Annotated in this window: 16 protein-coding genes and 3 pseudogenes; 6 read left to right on the plus strand and 13 right to left on the minus strand. The window is 69.2% G+C overall.

The features are described 5' to 3' along the window. The first annotated feature begins 106 nt into the window (after positions 1-106). Positions 107-796, plus strand: coding sequence for a DUF4158 domain-containing protein (locus tag ABZ478_RS38635; RefSeq protein ID WP_359557426.1), 690 nt, complete (start codon positions 107-109; stop codon positions 794-796). Positions 797-954: 158 nt separating this feature from the next. On the opposite strand, the gene ABZ478_RS38640 is transcribed toward ABZ478_RS38635, so the two are convergent. Both ABZ478_RS38640 and ABZ478_RS38645 read right to left on the minus strand, forming a co-directional pair. Beyond that, on the minus strand, positions 955-1,155 hold the full coding sequence (locus tag ABZ478_RS38640) for a hypothetical protein (RefSeq protein ID WP_359557427.1): 201 nt from the start codon (positions 1,153-1,155) through the stop codon (positions 955-957). A gap of 562 nt (positions 1,156-1,717) precedes the next feature. Beyond that, on the minus strand, positions 1,718-2,083 hold the full coding sequence (locus ABZ478_RS38645) for a hypothetical protein (protein ID WP_359557429.1): 366 nt from the start codon (positions 2,081-2,083) through the stop codon (positions 1,718-1,720). 9 nt (positions 2,084-2,092) lie between these two features. Here ABZ478_RS38645 and ABZ478_RS38650 point away from each other — a divergent pair, with 9 nt between their 5' ends. Together ABZ478_RS38650 and ABZ478_RS38655 are read left to right on the plus strand one after the other, a co-directional pair. Then, entirely contained in the window at positions 2,093-2,299 is a 207-nt protein-coding gene (locus tag ABZ478_RS38650) for a hypothetical protein (RefSeq protein WP_359557430.1), read from the plus strand. A 241-nt stretch (positions 2,300-2,540) separates the two neighbouring features. Beyond that, entirely contained in the window at positions 2,541-2,873 is a 333-nt protein-coding gene (locus ABZ478_RS38655) for a hypothetical protein (RefSeq protein ID WP_359557431.1), read from the plus strand. Between the two features lie 392 nt (positions 2,874-3,265). Here ABZ478_RS38655 and ABZ478_RS38660 read toward each other — a convergent pair whose 3' ends face one another. The 10 genes and pseudogenes from ABZ478_RS38660 to ABZ478_RS38705 form a co-directional block, all read right to left on the minus strand. Further along, positions 3,266-5,212 (minus strand): glycosyltransferase family 39 protein, encoded by a 1,947-nt coding sequence (locus ABZ478_RS38660; RefSeq protein WP_359557432.1) that lies wholly within the window; start codon positions 5,210-5,212, stop codon positions 3,266-3,268. Positions 5,213-5,283: 71 nt separating this feature from the next. Further along, a complete protein-coding gene (locus ABZ478_RS38665) occupies positions 5,284-6,369 on the minus strand; it encodes an NlpC/P60 family protein (RefSeq protein WP_359557433.1) in 1,086 nt (361 codons plus the stop codon). A gap of 43 nt (positions 6,370-6,412) precedes the next feature. Further along, positions 6,413-6,895, minus strand: coding sequence for a poly-gamma-glutamate biosynthesis protein PgsC/CapC (locus ABZ478_RS38670; protein ID WP_358940128.1), 483 nt, complete (start codon positions 6,893-6,895; stop codon positions 6,413-6,415). Then, on the minus strand, positions 6,892-8,355 hold the full coding sequence (gene pgsB / locus ABZ478_RS38675) for a poly-gamma-glutamate synthase PgsB (RefSeq protein ID WP_359557435.1): 1,464 nt from the start codon (positions 8,353-8,355) through the stop codon (positions 6,892-6,894). The genes ABZ478_RS38670 and pgsB overlap by 4 nt, the downstream gene beginning before the upstream one ends. Before the next feature lie 15 nt (positions 8,356-8,370). Next, positions 8,371-10,620, minus strand: a complete 2,250-nt coding sequence (locus ABZ478_RS38680) for a cache and HAMP domain-containing protein (protein ID WP_359557436.1) — start codon at positions 10,618-10,620, stop codon at positions 8,371-8,373. A 302-nt stretch (positions 10,621-10,922) separates the two neighbouring features. Beyond that, entirely contained in the window at positions 10,923-12,239 is a 1,317-nt protein-coding gene (locus tag ABZ478_RS38685; RefSeq protein WP_359557437.1) for a hydrolase, read from the minus strand. 192 nt (positions 12,240-12,431) lie between these two features. Further along, positions 12,432-12,542, minus strand: coding sequence for a hypothetical protein (locus ABZ478_RS38690; protein WP_359557442.1), 111 nt, complete (start codon positions 12,540-12,542; stop codon positions 12,432-12,434). 15 nt (positions 12,543-12,557) lie between these two features. Further along, positions 12,558-12,770: pseudogene (locus ABZ478_RS38695) on the minus strand (GNAT family N-acetyltransferase); the annotation flags it as partial. A 123-nt stretch (positions 12,771-12,893) separates the two neighbouring features. Further along, positions 12,894-13,394: a hypothetical protein gene (locus ABZ478_RS38700; protein WP_359557438.1), complete on the minus strand. Its 501-nt coding sequence runs from the start codon at positions 13,392-13,394 to the stop codon at positions 12,894-12,896. Between the two features lie 444 nt (positions 13,395-13,838). Further along, positions 13,839-14,318, minus strand: coding sequence for a nuclear transport factor 2 family protein (locus ABZ478_RS38705; protein WP_359557439.1), 480 nt, complete (start codon positions 14,316-14,318; stop codon positions 13,839-13,841). Positions 14,319-14,432: 114 nt separating this feature from the next. Here ABZ478_RS38705 and ABZ478_RS38710 point away from each other — a divergent pair. From ABZ478_RS38710 to ABZ478_RS38720, 3 genes and pseudogenes are all read left to right on the plus strand, one after another. Then, positions 14,433-14,531, plus strand: a pseudogene (locus tag ABZ478_RS38710) (IS5/IS1182 family transposase); the annotation flags it as partial. Positions 14,532-14,707: 176 nt separating this feature from the next. After that, a pseudogene (locus tag ABZ478_RS38715) lies at positions 14,708-14,935 on the plus strand (IS5/IS1182 family transposase); the annotation flags it as partial. 178 nt (positions 14,936-15,113) lie between these two features. After that, complete coding sequence (locus ABZ478_RS38720; RefSeq protein WP_359557440.1) at positions 15,114-15,332, plus strand: transposase family protein; 219 nt, start codon at positions 15,114-15,116, stop codon at positions 15,330-15,332. Positions 15,333-15,340: 8 nt separating this feature from the next. Here the strand turns inward: ABZ478_RS38720 and ABZ478_RS38725 are convergent. Next, positions 15,341-15,663: hypothetical protein (locus ABZ478_RS38725; RefSeq protein WP_359557441.1), on the minus strand; the 323-nt coding region annotated here is incomplete at its 5' end.

Here is a 15,663-nt window from a genome sequence, read left to right on the forward strand (position 1 = left end):
GATCCGAGAACCGACCAACCTCCGACGACTTCACCTGACCCGGCCTTGGCACAACCCATCCAACGACCAGGCCCCAACAAAGTCACCGGTATTGGAGCTAGGGCTCGTGTCCGGCAAGCGCGGCGCCACGCGACTCGGCTTCGCCGTGCTGCTGAAGTTCTACACGCAGTACGGCCGGTTTCCCCGGGGCCGGTTCGAGCTGCCGGGCGAGGCGGTGGAGTTCGTCGCCCGGCAGGTACAGGTGCCAGCCGCCGAGCTGGACGCGTACGAGTGGACCGGCCGGACGGTCGAGTACCACCGCGCGCAGATTCGCGGGCACCTGGGCTTTCGTGAGTGCAGCGTTGCGGATGCGGACAAGCTGACCGGCTGGCTTGCCGAGCACGTCGCGTGCAAGGAGCGGCGACCGGAGCAGGTACGGGTGGAACTACTGGCTCGCTGCCGCACCGAGAGCATCGAGCCGCCGACGCCGGGGCGATGCGACCGGATCGTGGGCGCCGCGCTGCGGACCGCCGAGGAGACGCTGACGGCGCGGATCTCGGTAGAGAGCATCGAGCGGATCGTCGCTCTGGCCGCCGGCGCCGACCAGGAGGACGACACCGTACCTGGTGAAGCCGGTACCGGTGAGGGCGAGGACGGGCCGCCGGTTCTGGGGAAGATCAAGGAGGCTCCGGGCAATGTGAGCCTGGAGACGATGCTCACCGAGATCGACAAGCTGCTCGCGGTCCGCGCGCTCGGGCCGCACCCGCATACGCGATCTTCCACACTCGTGCTTCGGGGAGCGGGCAGCGGCGCTTGACCGGGTCAGTCCGCCGCCCGCTACATCAGTACGGGATCCGTTCGGTGCTCACGGGAGTCCCAGAACCGTGAGCACCGCAACGGACAGCGTCATGACGGCGGAAGATGGCACCAGACCTCAAAGCCTCCACCTGGCGGGCTGAGGGCCTGTCCTCGGATTCACCAGAAGTGAGATCGTCCCCGATCGCGGCCGAGAAGTCTTCGGATCAGCAAGTACGTGCCCACGGCAATCAAGGTCGCCCCCATAAGGATCAAGGTCACCCCGATAGCGATCAGGAATGTCCCGATAAGGACCAGAAGCGCCCCAAGCAGGATCAAGAGCGTCCCGATGATGAGGAGAAAGATCGCGAGGACGGTCACGGTTGTCTCCTGTCCTCCCTCCCGCTCTGCCTCCTTCCCTACTGCCGTGGGAACACACCGGCTCACGATCACTGACGGCTTGCCGCGGCCAAGAGGTCAGCCTACGGTCCGCTGGTTCCAATCGAGGCCGGCGCGATCCTGCTGTACAGCAGCGGCGGGATACAGCAACCACAGCAACCGGCACCACCCCGTAGCGTCCCCTTGAGGCCGGAGCAGAACCTGTATGGCCGTCTCCGACCATCTCTTTAGAGCTATAGGGACCAGAAGGTGCACACGGCTGGCGGCATCACGGTCGCCGGCCGCTGTCACGCCGGATGGGGCGTAACAGTGATCGCCCAAGAGCCGAGTCTGCCCCTCACGAGCGCTGTCATACTCCCCGCGTGACCGTCGACCAGGAGCTTGCCGAGCCGATCGATCCTGCGGAAGTACTGGCCTCGACGCCTTGGGGTGCCCTAGGGCACGCCTATGGGCCGGCCGACGACGTCCCCGAGATGCTGACCGGTCTTACCGACCCGGATGAGGGCGTACGATCTCGTGCGCTGGACCACTTGCATCACGTGGTTCACCACCAGAACACCCTGTATACCTCCACGGCCCCGGCCGCCCTGTACGTTGCGGGGATTCTCGGCGATGCGCGCTCACTGCGGTCCGTCGAGAAGAACCTCCGCAACTTCCCCGGGCCGATGCGCGCCGAGCTGCTGGGATGGCTTGACTCCGTCGCGAATGAGGCAGACGACGAGGCCGCAGCTATCAGTCGCTGTTTCGGCTTCCCCCAGAGGACTACCTGCCGTTCGTCGAGATCTGCCGCATCCGACCGCAGCTCTACCGTGCCACGTCCGCGTTCCTCGACGACCCCGACATCCACGTGCGCGAGGCAGCCGTCTCCACCTGCATCCCGCTGCTGGACGACCCGCGCCTGCTTCACCACCGAGTCGTCTTGGCCTCTCTCTTGCGGGACGTTCTGGCCGCAAGCGCGCTCCGGCAGTACCGCGAGCGGTCGATCGAGGCCCTGACGGCCTGGGCTGAGCAACCCACCGGGCTGGAGGTCCGACACGAGCGGTACGCGTTCTGCGACTCGGAGCACGAGCCCTCGCCCTGGACCGACGAGCCGCGGACCGGCTGCGACATCGATCTCCCTTTCTGATGGGCCTTCCCAACCACACCGCCGACGGAGGACCGTCTCAGTTTCCGTCTCATTCAGCCCCGTTCACGGGCGTTCGGGCAAGACCAGGCCACAGCATCACCGCAGCAAGGGACTCCCCATGAACGCAGGTGCACGCTCATACACTCACGCCTCCAAGCCACCAACAGACTTGGAATGCGTGTTGGCCCGGACGGAAGCTCGGCCCCAAGGCACCGCCAGTCGAAGCGGCTAGGTTGAGGACGTGGACGAGGAAGCGATCACCATCCGGCTCACGCGCGATCAAGCGTTCGTACCGTCGGACTGGCTCTACCAAGTCATGTTCCGATCCGACGACCTTGAGGGGATCGTGCAGGACCGAGCCGTCTGGTCACCGATCCACGCGATCTCAGGAACGCTTGACAAGACGCTGAGCGAGATCTTCATACACGACTACGGCCCGCAGCTCGAAGCGGCCAAGGAGCGCCTCCGCGCCAACCTGTACGGCGAAGCCGACGAGTCGACAGCACCAGGCGACGACGCGACCGGCGCACCAGCTGCCGTACCCGCCCCAAATGACCGCAGCTTCCCAAGCTGAGAGCGCGAGCTCGATTCTCGTCACCCGCTCTTCTTGAAGCCCCAGGGACCGGAGGGCATCGCCTGCTCGGCTGGACTGCAGTGTCCGTTGTCCTGCGCCGCTTCGCCGACGGGTTCCGGATCACGCGGCGGCACGGCGGCCCCGATCTCGGCCTGGACCACCCTCTCCAGCCGCTCCGCGCCGCCCCTGAGGGCTTCACCGTCTTCCCCGCCGACGCGCCGCGGCCGGACCACGTGCGCCTGCGTTGTATCCCGCTCGTCGAGCCGACCCCGCTGTACGCGAGGTCGCCGGCCTGGCCGGAGTCGTCCCGCCAAAACTCGTGGTCCGTCAGCCCAGGTGATCACCGAGGACAGTAGAAAGGGCGGGGTCTCTGACCTGGGGCGCGCGTCGCCTCACCTCTGGGGGGCGCAGTCGTAGAGGGTGAAGCTGCCGTCGGTGCGGACGCCGTAGGCGGTGGGTCGGATGCGGGTGCAGTGGGACTTCATCCAGGTGGTGGCGGGAGTGGTGGGGCGCTGGGTGGTGAGCAGCGCATAGCGCAGCTGGTGGGCGGTGACGAGGCTGCCGAGCTGCTGGGCGGTCGGGAAGGGGGTGCTGCCGGTGAAGCCGCCCATGACGAGGATGGGCTCGGACTTCGCGCGCAGCAGGGGCTCGGCGGTGTAGGCGGCCTGGGTGGCAAGCAAGTACTTCTCGCCGCGGCGGTGCGTGGTGAGGTAGCCGAGCAGGGCGGTGTCACGGGCGCTGGGCCGGTCGAGTCCTCTCCTCCGCGGAGCGTGACGGGGATGCTCGTGGTACGACTTGCCGACCGGACCGGCCATCGGCGAGGTGGCGGCGCCCGCGTAGAGCGGGTTGAGGCTGGAGACGGCCCAGCCGGCCGGTACGACCAGGGTGGCCGCGATCCCGGCGGCGAGGGCGGCGTGGATCTTCCGCGGGGAGGTGCGCGGCCCCCGGCTGCACAGGCCCACCACGCCGCACAGCGCGAGCATCACAGCGACCGGCAGCAGCCAGGAGACGAATCGGGTCGGCCAGTCGAGCACCAGCGCCCACGCCGCCGTCAGCGCGATCGCCGCCGGCAGCGCAAGGTGTCGCCGGCCGGCCGCTTCGTGCTGCGCCTCGTACTCCGCCGCCGGCTCCGGCTCGTACGTCGCCTCGTACTCCGAGCGGAAGAGCGCGAGGCCGCCGCCGGCCAGCGCGGCGAGCGCCGGGGCGATGACGGCCGTGTAGTAGGCGTGGTTGCCGTTGGAGACGCTGAACACCAGCGCGTGCACGGCCAGCCAGCCACCCCACAGCAGAAATCCCGCGCGCGGCAAATCGGTTCGCGGTCGGCCGGCGCGCCGGCCGACGCCCAGGATCGCGGCGAGCACGGCGAGCGGCAGCAACCAGGCGACCTGCGGGCCGACCGTGTCGTTGATCAGCATGTCCCAGCCGGTGTTGCCGGTGGTGCGGCTGGCGGCGGTGCCCGCGACGGCGCCGAACGCGGTGGGATCGCTGCTGAAGCGGCTGAGGCCGTTGTAACCGAAGACCAGGGCGAACGGATTGTTGTCGGACGTTCCGTCGAGGTACGGGCGGTCGGCGGTCGGTGTCGCCCAGGCGATGAACATCCAGGAGCAGGAGACCGCCAGCGCGACCGCCCCGCCCACCAGGACGCGCACAGCCCGGTGCAACGGCCTGCCGGGCGCGGCGAGTTGGTACACGGCGGCGAAGACCGGCAGCACCAGCCACGCCTGCAGCATCTTCGCCTGGAAGGCGAGCCCGACCCAGATCCCGCAGGTGATCAGCGGCAGCAGCCGCTCGGTGCGCACCGCCTTCTGCAGTGCTCCGGCGGCCGCCACCAGGAGCAGAGTGAGCGCGGTGTCCGGGATGGTGGCACGGTTGAGCGCCACGGTGACCGGGGTGAGGCTGAGCGCCAGTGCGGCGATCAGCGCGGCGAACGGACCGGCCCAGGCCCGTACGATCCGGTGCAGCAGCCATACGGTGAGCACGCCCTCGACGACCTGCGGAAGCGCGGCCGCCCAGGTGTGCGGGCCGAAGAGCCAGACGGAGACGGCGTCGGGCCAGAAGGCGCCGGGCAGCTTGTCGATGCTGATCGAGCCGGCGGCGTCGAGCCCGCCGAAGAAGAACGCACGCCAGCTGCCCGCCATCGAGCGTATCGCCGCACCGTAGAAGGGGTGGAGCGCGGCCTGCCCGATGCCCCAGGAGTACAGCACCGTGGCGACGGCCAGTACCGCGGCGAGCGCCGGGCGCTCCCAGCGCGGGGCGTCCTCCGGCCGGTCGGAGCGGCGGTTCGCCGCCCGGCGGCCTCGCTGCGCTGCGGTGGGCTGGGCGGCGGGGATGGCGGTCATGGCAGTGGTCCTCGGATCAGCAGGTCAGGTGAGGCGGCGGTGCACAGGCGGCGACATCACACGCGGCGGAGTCACAGGCGGCGGGCCGCCCGGAAGCCGCGGGCGTAGAAGTCGGTGCCGTCCAGCAGCGCGTGGCCCGACAGGTCGCCCAGGGTCGGACCGTTGGCGGCGGAGCGGCTGGAATAGAAGCGGTGCCGGCCCTGGGCGTCGAGGCCCATGTACATGCCCACGTGGTCGATGAAGTCCGGCCGGTCCTTGATGATGGCGAAGAAGACCAGATCGCCGGGTTGCAGGGCGTCCAGATCGGTGGCCTGCTTCTTGCCGGTGTGGGGGATCACCGTGCGGCCGGGACCGTAGGCGGCGATGGCGTAGGCGCGGCGCGGCAGACCGGCGCCCTTGGTGTTGGTGTTGTGCATGGGGATGCCCATGCGATAGCCCCACACCAGACGCTGGAAGCCGGAGCAGTCGACATCGCCGTAGCGGGCCTGCTCCGGCTGCACGCGGGTGCCGTCGGGGAAGGTCCAGTCGATGCCCAGATAGTCGTAGAAGTCGGACTGCTCGTCGTAGTAGGCGAAGTCCAGCGGGTTCTTGACCGCGGAGTTGCGCGGGCCGAAGTGCGCGGTACCCGCGTAGCGCACGCCCTTGGCGTTGTGCTTGTCGGGCGCCCCGGCACTGCTGTACTGGAACGCCACGGCGAAGACGTCCGGGCTGCTGTCGCCGAGGGCCTTCTTGAACCAGCCCTTGAACCAGGCGGACTTCTCCATGCCCCGCTGCCACGCGTGCGGCAGCACCCGCACCCAGGCGTCCGTGGTCACCTTGGCCTCGGTGGTCCGCGGCTCGCTGAAGGTGCGGCTGGGCCCGGTTAGCACGGCCGTACAGGCGCCGTCGGTGAAAGTGGCGAGCGTGCCGCCGTCGCCGGCCCGGACCACGGTGCGATCCGGGGCGGACAGCCGCTCGAAGGTGTGGGGCCCGGTGGACCGGGAGCTCGGGCCGGAGCCCGTGCCGTCGGCGGCCGTACCGCCACCGTCGTCGCTTCCGTGCCCGAGGCGGTCCCAGGCGTACCCGCCCGCCACCCCGGCGGCCGCCACGCCCGCGATCGTCCGGAACACGGCGCGTCGAGTCGGGCGGCTACGTCTGCCGTCATGTGCGGAGTGCATGGCCGATCCTCCTGGAACTGTGAGGTGAGAGGGTGTGAACGGGTCAGCCGGTGGGGAGTGCCCCGATCAACAGACCGGCGACCAGCACCACGTACGTGGCCAGGGTCACCGCCGTGGTCGAGATGACCGTGGCCGCCAGCGGCTGGCGGGCCATCTGGTAGGAGACCAGGCCGGGGACGATGAAGCCAAGGGTCTGTGACGTGTACAGCAGCGGGAACTCGTGGCTGAGGGCGAGCATCACGGTGGTCTGCATCAGCACCGCGCACAGCACGACGGCGGCGAACAGCCGCTTGCCGTAGAGGATCACCGTGCGCTGCACCAGCTTCGTCATGAAGTACGTTCCCGCCGCCACGGCGACCATCAGCCCGGCCATCCGCACGTCGGTGACGAGCGTGAGGGCGATCCAGCCAGGGGTGATCATCCCTCCGGGGGAGAGGTTGGTGGTCAGATAGCAGACGAGCGAGAGGACCAGCCCGAGGGCGATCCCGAGCGCGGCGGTCTGTGCGGTGAGGTTGGCGGGGATCACGGGTTCCTCGTGGACTGGGTCGGATCGTAGGAGTGTTGCGGGTTGTCCGCGGTGCTCCGGTCATCTGGCCGGCCCTGGCGGGCGGCGGCTCGGCGGGCGAGCTCGCGCTGCTCCGGGACGCGGAAGGCGTACGTCGGTGAATCCAGCGGTGCCACCCAGCTGTACGGCTCCGGTTCGGGCGGCCGGGCCACCGAGACCCGAGCCCGGGGTATGGCGAACTGCATGGTCTCCTGGTCCAGGCCGTCGCCGTCGGGAACGAGGTCGAGCGGGTCCTCGGAGTCGTCCAGCGGCAGCTCGGCCAGGGACTCCAGGAACAGCTCGCCCTGGCCGTGGATGTTGCCGATCGCCACCAGCGAGGAGTCCGGGCCGAGTTCCGCGAGGATCGCCGCCGTCAGCTCCTCGGGGTCCCGGCGGTCGCCGCCGAGATCCACCACCCGCCCGGTGAAGCCGGCCGGAATCGCGTCGCCGGCGCTCTTGGTCGGGTGGCCGATCAGGAACACCGTCTCGGCGGCGAGGTCGGGGACGATCGTGCCCATCTGGCCGTTGCGCTCCACCCGGTCCGGGCGGCAGTTGATGACCACGCCGATCGGCCGTCTGATCGCGCCCAGATCCTCCAGCTGCCTGACGTTCATCAGCGTCGACTCGGGATCGTTGGCCGCGAAGACGTTGGCGAACCGCAGCCGCTTTCCCTCGGGGGTGACATAGCGCTCCACGGACAGCACGCCCGGGTCGGGCGGCGCGTCCCACATGCCCTGCATCGCGGTCTGCCGCTCCACGCCGAGCAGTTCGGCGACGGCGAGCGCGATCGCCACGTTCTCCTTGAAGGTGAACCAGCTGAAGCCGCGCAGCTCGGCGTCGGTCACCGCCTCCGGATCGACCGCGATCAGGCGGCAGTTCCGCTTGTCGGCCTCCTCCTGGAGGATGTGCAGCCGGTCCTTCTCCGCAGTCACGCACACCCCGCCCACCGGCATCGAGCGGGAGAGCGAGCGGGCGACGTCGTCCAGCGTCGGCCCCATCTCCTCCAGATGGTCCTCGCGGACGTTGCACAGCACGCCGATCGTGGAACGGATCAGCTTCTCCTGATTGATCTCCTGCAGCGCGGGCATCACCGCCATGCACTCGATCACCAGCGCGTCCGGCCGGTAGGCCGCCGCCCGCCGCACGATGCCGATCTGCTCGACGATGTTGGAGATGTTGAACTTGCGGTAGATCGGCTCCTCGGTGGCATCCGGATGGATGAACCGGGCCGCGGTGCCGGTGGTCTTGGCCACCGTGACCAGGCCACCGCCGCGCAGCGCGCCCGCGCACAGCCGGGTGATCGAACTCTTGCCGCGGATGCCGTTGACCAGCACCCGCGTAGGTATCTGCTCCAGCGAGGCGAAGTGCCGCCGCTGCTCCAGGATTCCGGCTATCCACAGCCCGGCGCAGCACAACAGGACGATGACATAGAGGAAGAGCACGCCGATTCCGTCCTTCTACCGCTGGAGGGTGTTCTCACGCAGGGACCGCGAGGGCCCGGCGGCATGGCCGGATCTGGCTGCCCGGTCGCGTTCCGCCAGGGCCTGGCGCACCAGCTCCAGGCTGCGGGTGACCGAGCCGATCTCGTCATGGTTGACCGGATGCAGCACGGTGCGGCGGTCTCCGCCGGCGAGCCGCTCGACGAGCACGGCGACCGCGCGCAGCGGCCGGACCACCACGACATGCAGCCAGCCCAGGCAGGCCGCGCCCACGGCGAGGCCCAGGATGCCGGCGAGCATGGTGCGCTGCTCGGCCTGCACCGCGGGGATCTGGAGCCCTGCCGCGGGCTCCGCGGTCACCACGTGCCAGCCGAGACGGGCCGTCGGGCCGCTCTGCGCCAGCGGGGCGGCGGCGTCGACCGACGGACCGGAGGACGTGTCATGCACCGCCGAGGTCGCGGTGCCCGTGGTCCCCGGGGCGCCCTGGGTGGCGCGGACGAGACGGGTCAGGCCGGAGTCGGGCAGCGACTGGAAGGCGCGGTAGCCCACGCTCGCCGCCAGCACCTTGTCGTCGCGGTCCGTCACCCAGACGCTGCCCAGCTTCGGCCTGGGCAGAATGGAGTTGAGCACCTTCACGTCGATCTCGCCGAACAGGACCACCCCGGCCGCCTGGGCCTTGCCCTTGCCGGCCCGGACCTGCGCGTAGGCGGCGATCACCGGGATCCGGCCGGAGGAGTTGACGTTGGTGATCCCAGCGCCGCCGGGTACGTGGACGAGGGTGCGCAGCGGTGTGCCGCCCACCCTCAGCGTGATGTCGCCCGAGCGGTCCAGGAGATACAGCGAGCGGTACTGCTTGTGGTCGGCGAGGGACTGTCGCAGAACGTCGGTCTGGGCGGCCCGGCTCTTGCCCGGCAGGCTCGCTGCCGCGGCGCTCAGATCGGTGTACGACTGGTCGAGGGACTGCCGGATCCGCTGCGTCGCGATCTCGGTGCGCGCCTGCTGGTCGGCGAGGACCGGAGCCGGAACCGCGGTCGCGATGTCCGCCCGGTTCAGCAGGAAGACCATCGGCACCGACCAGCAGGCCACCACCACCACGCCGGCCACGGCCAGCGCCCGGTAGCCCGGTCCGCGCCGGACGGGGAACTCCTGCGGGCCGCTCTCGCCGAGCAGTTGCCGACGCAGTGCGTCAAGTGCCCGCCCGATCCGGGCCAGTTCCCCGAAGCCATGCACCGGAACCGGCCGGGACAGCTCCGCCCGCGAGGTCGGCTCGCCTCCGTTCGCGCCCCGGGCCAGGCGGCCGGCGGACAGATACAGCCGCAGCAGTGGCCGCTGCACGGAGAAGTACAGCACCAGCCCGAGCAGCAGCGCGACCACGGCCAGCGCCCCGGCTGCCTCGAGCGCGAAGCGCGAGTAGTCGGCGGCGGTGGTCGTGGCGGGCACCGCGCGGGAGGTGAGCACCACCAGACCGAGGTCGTCGGTTTCGCCGGGACCGGTCGCCGAGGCGACCTGGGCCCAGCCGGCCACGGGGCGCCGGCTGCCGGTGGTGGCGCCCAGCAGGCTTCCCGAGGCGTCGGTGTCACTCCCCGACCCATGCGCCGCGCGGGCCGCCGCCCCGGGCAGACCACTGTGGGCGACGGCCGGCGCCGCCTTGCCGTGGACCGCGGTGGTGAGCACAGAGCCGCTCGCGTCCAGCACTTCGGCGGTGCGTCCGTCGCCGTACGCCGTGAGGGCGGGGAGCGCTTCGGAGACCACCAGCAGCCACTGCCGCTCGGTCCGGCTCGGGGCCTGGTACTGGTCCTGGTCGGGGTCTTCCTGCTGCGCGGGCAGCGTGACCCTGGCGAAGTACAGCAGTTGTCGCGTGCCGCCCGACGTCACCAGCCGGGGCGGGATCTCCCCGTGCCCGGACGCCGTCCTGGCGTCCACCCCGGACAGCGGCACTGTCTTGCCGCCGGTCGCCAGCAGTTTGCCGGTGCGCGCGTCGAGCAGTGCACGGCCGAGGGCCGCCCTCCTGGCGGAGGTCAGCGCTTTGAGCGCGGTCGTGGGGGTCGATGTGCTCGTCGCCGGGTACGCGTTGGCCGTACGGCGTACCGTGCTCGCCTCGGCTTCGATCGCGGTCCGCATCGACAGCGCGGTGTCCGCGGCGATCCGCTGCTCCCCGCCCAGCGCGGCCTGCGGGATGCCCCCGGTGTGGATGCCGTCGAGGCCGATCACGGTCAGGGCGGCGACCACCAGCAGGAGTACGACAAGTGAGGCTGTCGGCGGGCGCACCCCGCCAAGTATCGGCATATCGGCGCGGCGGCGGGTGCGGTGTCGGCGTGGCGCCCGGGATGCGGAGGGCAGGGCAGCGGGTCCTTCCTCAACTGGCGCCGGGCGCCCACGTGTTCGATCTTGCGAACATTCTAGCCCCCTGCGATCGCATAACCATCACACATTCGCCCCATGTGTCGTACGAAACAACGGGACTTGTGTGCGGCGGCGGCACATGCGGGGCCCCCACGCGCCGAAGGGCCGGACCCGCGAACAGGCCCGGCCCTTCGGACGTCCGGTCAGTTGTCCGGTCAACTGTCCGGTCAGCGGACGAAAGAGATCTCCGGGTACGTGTTGACGGGCCCGTCGAGCAGGGTGCTGTGCTTGTGACGCAGCTCTTGGTCGAAGAAGGCGGCGAGGTAGACGCACTGGATCTGGACCGCCCGGTCCGGGGCGATCGTGCCGTACTGCTTCTGGATCTGATCCTGGGAGATCCCGAGCAGGCGCGCCCACTGCGGCACCAACCACTCGTTGTCGCTGAATGACAGGTGCGCCGAGCCCTTGAGCTTGATGTCGACCCGGTACCCCTTCAGATGCGACCACAGCGTGCGCCACGACTTGTCGTTGTTGCGGTTGTGGTAGCCGGAGCTGAAGAGCATGAAGGGGCGGTCCAGGTCCTTGCTCGGAGCCGTCCCGAAGAACTGGCCGTCCAGGTTGGCACCGGCATCGATCCGCTTGTCGAGCTGCATCGCGGTGTCGACCGCCGCGCCGCCCAGCGACCAGCCGAACATCCCGATACGTGAGGTGTCCACCGACTTGGACAGCCCGGAGGGGAGCGTCGCGTGGCCGGCGTCCGGGTTGCCGCCACTGCTGATCTTGCCGAGCGCGTTGATGACGAACTTGATGTCGGCCGCGCGCACCTTGAGCGTGTCGGAGGAGTGGGCGCCCGACGGCATCGTGTTGACCTCGAGCCGATTGCCGGGGAACTGCACCTCGTTGGCGTCGTGGGTGTGGTCGACGGTGACGACGAGGTAGCCGCGGCTGGCGAGATCCTGGGCGAGCGCGGTGCCCATCGCGCGGTCCGAGTGCAGCCCGGTCGAGTACAGCAGGACTGGCAGCTTGCCGAGCGAGGTCTTCACCGGGGCGAGGACATGGCCCGCGGTTTTCGGCAGGGTCACCTGCTGCGGCGACAGCCCGCGCGAGGCGAGGAAGTGGGCGCCGGAGATCGACGGCATCCACGGCGCCTGATAGTGCCCGGACGTGGCGGTGGCCGGATACCAGAGCGACACCATCAACTCGCGGTGCTTGTCGCCGGGCACGTACGGATCCGTACGGGACTTGTCGACGAGGTGCAGACCGACCATGCCCACGCTGTATTTCCCGGTCGGTGCGGGCATCTTGAGCTGCAGACCGGACCCTGCGGTGCGGGCGGACGTGAGTGCCGCAGGATGGACGGGCTTGTGGTGCAGCGGCAGTTCGTCGTTCTCAGGCGCCCAGGGAGTCTTCGGGTCGGGCTGGTCGGCCGAGGACCCGGTGGCCGAAGGCTTGTCGGACGTCTTCCCGGCGGCCATCGTCGGCGTCATCCCCATAGCCAGCGCGACGGCCAGCGCACCCGCCGAGCCGACCGCACTGGCGATCACTCTACGACGGTGGCGCGGACGGCGGTGTGTCATGAAACCCCCTTGTTGGTCAGCGATCGCAGAACGCGCGATCGACTGCCGCACACCGTACCGCCGCGGCAGCGGGCGGACTCGCCCGCCCGGGATGCCGCCGTAGCGAATTCACGTACCGGATGCTGAGCGGACGCGGCCTTGGCTGGGAGGCCCCGCGGCTCAGGTACCTGCCCGCCGAACGCGTTCCCGGACGACAGCGCGGTCGATATTGAGCTGTGCCATGAGCTCTGCCACAGGATCCGGCTGCTCGGAGTCGATCAGGGCCAGCAGGAGGTGCTCTGGTGCGAGGACGACGTCGCGCCATGCCCTGTCGTGGCGACCCATCCGTTCGCGGGTGCCGATGACGCGGAACCCGGCGCGCTGGTGCAGGGAGAGGCTGGCGGTGTTCTCGGGGAAGATGCGGGACTGCACCGTTCAGACGCCGGCGGCGTCGGTGGAGGCGAGCAAGGCGGTCAGCAGGGCCAGGCCCACCCCGCGGCCGCGGGCGTCGGGGTGGACGGGGGCTGAGAACATCGGAACGAAAACCGGCGCTAAGCCTCGCGTGGGCCTGAGAGGCGCTTCGACCTAGGACTTCTGTGGGGGCAGAGCCTTCGGCAGCGGACCACGCGCTGATCGCGCCGATCAGCGGGGAGCCTTCTTTTGCAGGACCCATACGTAGTGCCACTTACCGGGCTTGCGTCTGGGTTTGGTGTCGGCGAATGCTTCAATGGCCGGCCACAGGCTGCCGACACCGGCTGTGATTGTTGCGCTGATGGCGAGCGTACCTTGGAGGGCCTCGGGCTGGACTGCGGTGAGAACAGCGGTCGTCGTACCCAGTACGGCTTGGGAGAGGGCCCGGGTCCGGGTCGCGCTGTGCATCTCGGCGGTAGCGGCGTTCAGCTCGTCCTGGATAGCGAGCGCGACTCGTTCCACGGCTACCTGAGAGTCGACCGCTTCGAGCGCGTCGTCGAGTTCGAGGAGCCGGGAGCGCATGAAGGTGCGGTATTGGCGGTAGGAGTCGAACTCCTCACTGGTGACCCGGGCGAGGTCGCTGAGACTGAGGCCGTCGAGGAAGGGGAGATCAATTTCCAGGATCGGCCGGACCACCCGGCTGGCGACAGGCTTGGCCGTCGATAGGTCCACGGCCCGGCCGTGCTCCACCACAAAGTCGATGGACCGGTCACAAAATGAAGGGAGCGGGCCGACTCGCTCATTGAGCAAGTCAGGGCGAACAGTCGACGTTGTTCCTACGCTCCCTTCCGTGAAGACGGGCCCGTACCAGACCAGCCCTCTGCGTAGCAGAGGCTCGGTGTCCAGGAGCCACTGACCTAACTCGACAAGATCCCGTTGTAGCTCCCCGCCGGAGGAGGGGCTGGCGAAAGCCACACGTGCCCCTGTGTGCCAATCGAGCGGCGCAGGGCGGGGGGCAACTCAGATCCGATTACGTGATCTTACAAACTGGTGCTCTACGACACCGCCAAGCTTGGAAGAGCCCGCAATGATGAGGGGCGCTACGAACTGCCGACTCACCAGTCGCGGTTCAGAGGTTCAACCGATTAGACAGACGCAGGTCACCGCCGCCGGCGATCAGTCGCTTGATGCATCCGCGGTGGGGAGCCGTTCCGTTTCGGTGCCGAAGGGGAGGAATACAGTGCGGCTGGCTAGGTACCAGGCGTCGTCGATCTTGCGGAAGATGTCCTCGTAGTGGCCGACGTTCGCCGGGAGCCTGGGCTCGATCATCCCTCCTGAGTAGCCGTCGACCCGGTATGTCGTCAGATACGAGACGGCCCGCGCTGTCGCCTCGGACTCCACCGTGACCAGGATGTTTGTCATCAGACGGCGCGACAGTCTGTCCGACGGGCGAGAGGCGAAGTAGGTCCGCAGGGCCTCGCGCCCCTCGATGCGCCGGTCTCCGAAAGGCCAGTGCCAGACACCGTCGGGCGTGAACAGCTCGGCCACCGAACTCGCGTCGCCGAGGTCAAGGCGGTGGATGAAGTCCACAATGATGCGCTCGCAGGCGCGTTCCGTGAGCATTCGCTCGACTGAGGGCAAGATCTTGTCATCCATACCCCTGTCTATCAGCCCTAACAGGTCCCAGAGCAACGGTTTTTCCGTACCACGAGATCACTGCCGACGGGTTCTTCGCCGAGCACTCATGGCCGGGGCCGCCAAGAAAGTGGCCTGCGGATCCGCTACGAGATACGAGCCGACCCCCACCTCGGACTGACCCAACTCGCCTGCAGCATCATCTGCTTGAGACGACTTCGAACCTCATTCTGAAACGATCAGTTACTTACCAGTGCCGTTTATCGCTGTCCACGCGCACCGTCAGCCATTTCGCCGGTCTGCCGCGACGCCAACTGAAAGTGATCCGGTCCAGGTGGCGGATCCTGTCGCCGGGGAAGATCGCGGTGATTGTCCTGGCCGTGCTGCGTCACGACCAGCGCCTGGCCGACATGGCCGGCGGCAACAACGTGTCCGAGTCCACCGTCCGCCGCTGGCGCGACGAGCTGATCGGCCTGCTCGCCGCGCAGGCGCCGCGGCTGGACCGCGCCCTGAAGAAGGTCGTCAGGCAGGGCGGGGAGGTGGTCCTGATCGACGGCACCCTCATCGCCACCCAGCGCCGCACCGGGACGGCCGACCGGCGGAATTACTCCGGCAAGCACCACCATCACGGCCTGCACGTCCTCGCCCTGACCGACGAGCGGGGGCGGCTGATCTGGATATCCGCCGCCCGCCCGGCGGCACGCACGACAACACTGCCGTTCGCCAGGACCACGTCCTGGCCCACCTGCGTGCCGCCGGCCTCGGAGCGTTGGCGGACTGGGCTTCCGCGGCCTGGACAACGACGTACTCGATCCCGTGATCGTCACCGTCTTTCACGCCAGCCGCACCCACAAGCTCGCCCCCGGCCAGAAGACCGCCAACCGCATCCTCGCCATCGGACGCGCGCCCGTCGAACACGGCTTCACCCATCTCAAGAACTGGCGGATCCTCACCAAGCTCCGCACCGATTCCGCCCACGCCACCGACCTCCTGCGCGTCCTGCTCGTTCTGACGAATCTCGAAGTCAACCGCTGACAAACGATCTACTCCGCAGACAGCCGCCCACGACCAGCGCGAGTACTTCGAGAGCCGGTCACACCAGACCGCTGACCTGCTTCTTCAGGTTGGCGGAGGCTAGTGGTACGTGGCTCGCTGGATGGGTCGTGAGCACGCTGACGTTCTGGTTGCCCGGGAAAGCGACCGCGAACCGCGGGGCTGGTCTTCAGGCCGACCGCGTCGATGCACTTGTCGGGGCGCCGGCCGCCGGTGAGGCGGGCGTACTCGGCCTGGCCGCCGGCGAAGCCGCCGGTGAGATGGGAGTAGCCGTAGATGCCGGCGGTGGGGTGGCCGAAGAACTTCTCCGAGA

Origin of the sequence: Streptomyces sp. NPDC005706, from assembly GCF_040631045.1 — a bacterium.
In the GTDB taxonomy this organism is placed as follows: domain Bacteria; phylum Actinomycetota; class Actinomycetes; order Streptomycetales; family Streptomycetaceae; genus Streptomyces.

Coding starts and splice junctions, on each gene's coding strand:
- ABZ478_RS38660 (WP_359557432.1), bottom strand. CDS start 5,212: ATGACCGCCATCCCCGCCGCCCAGCCCACCGCAGCGCAGCGAGGCCGC.
- ABZ478_RS38665 (WP_359557433.1), bottom strand. CDS start 6,369: ATGCACTCCGCACATGACGGCAGACGTAGCCGCCCGACTCGACGCGCC.
- ABZ478_RS38705 (WP_359557439.1), bottom strand. CDS start 14,318: ATGGATGACAAGATCTTGCCCTCAGTCGAGCGAATGCTCACGGAACGC.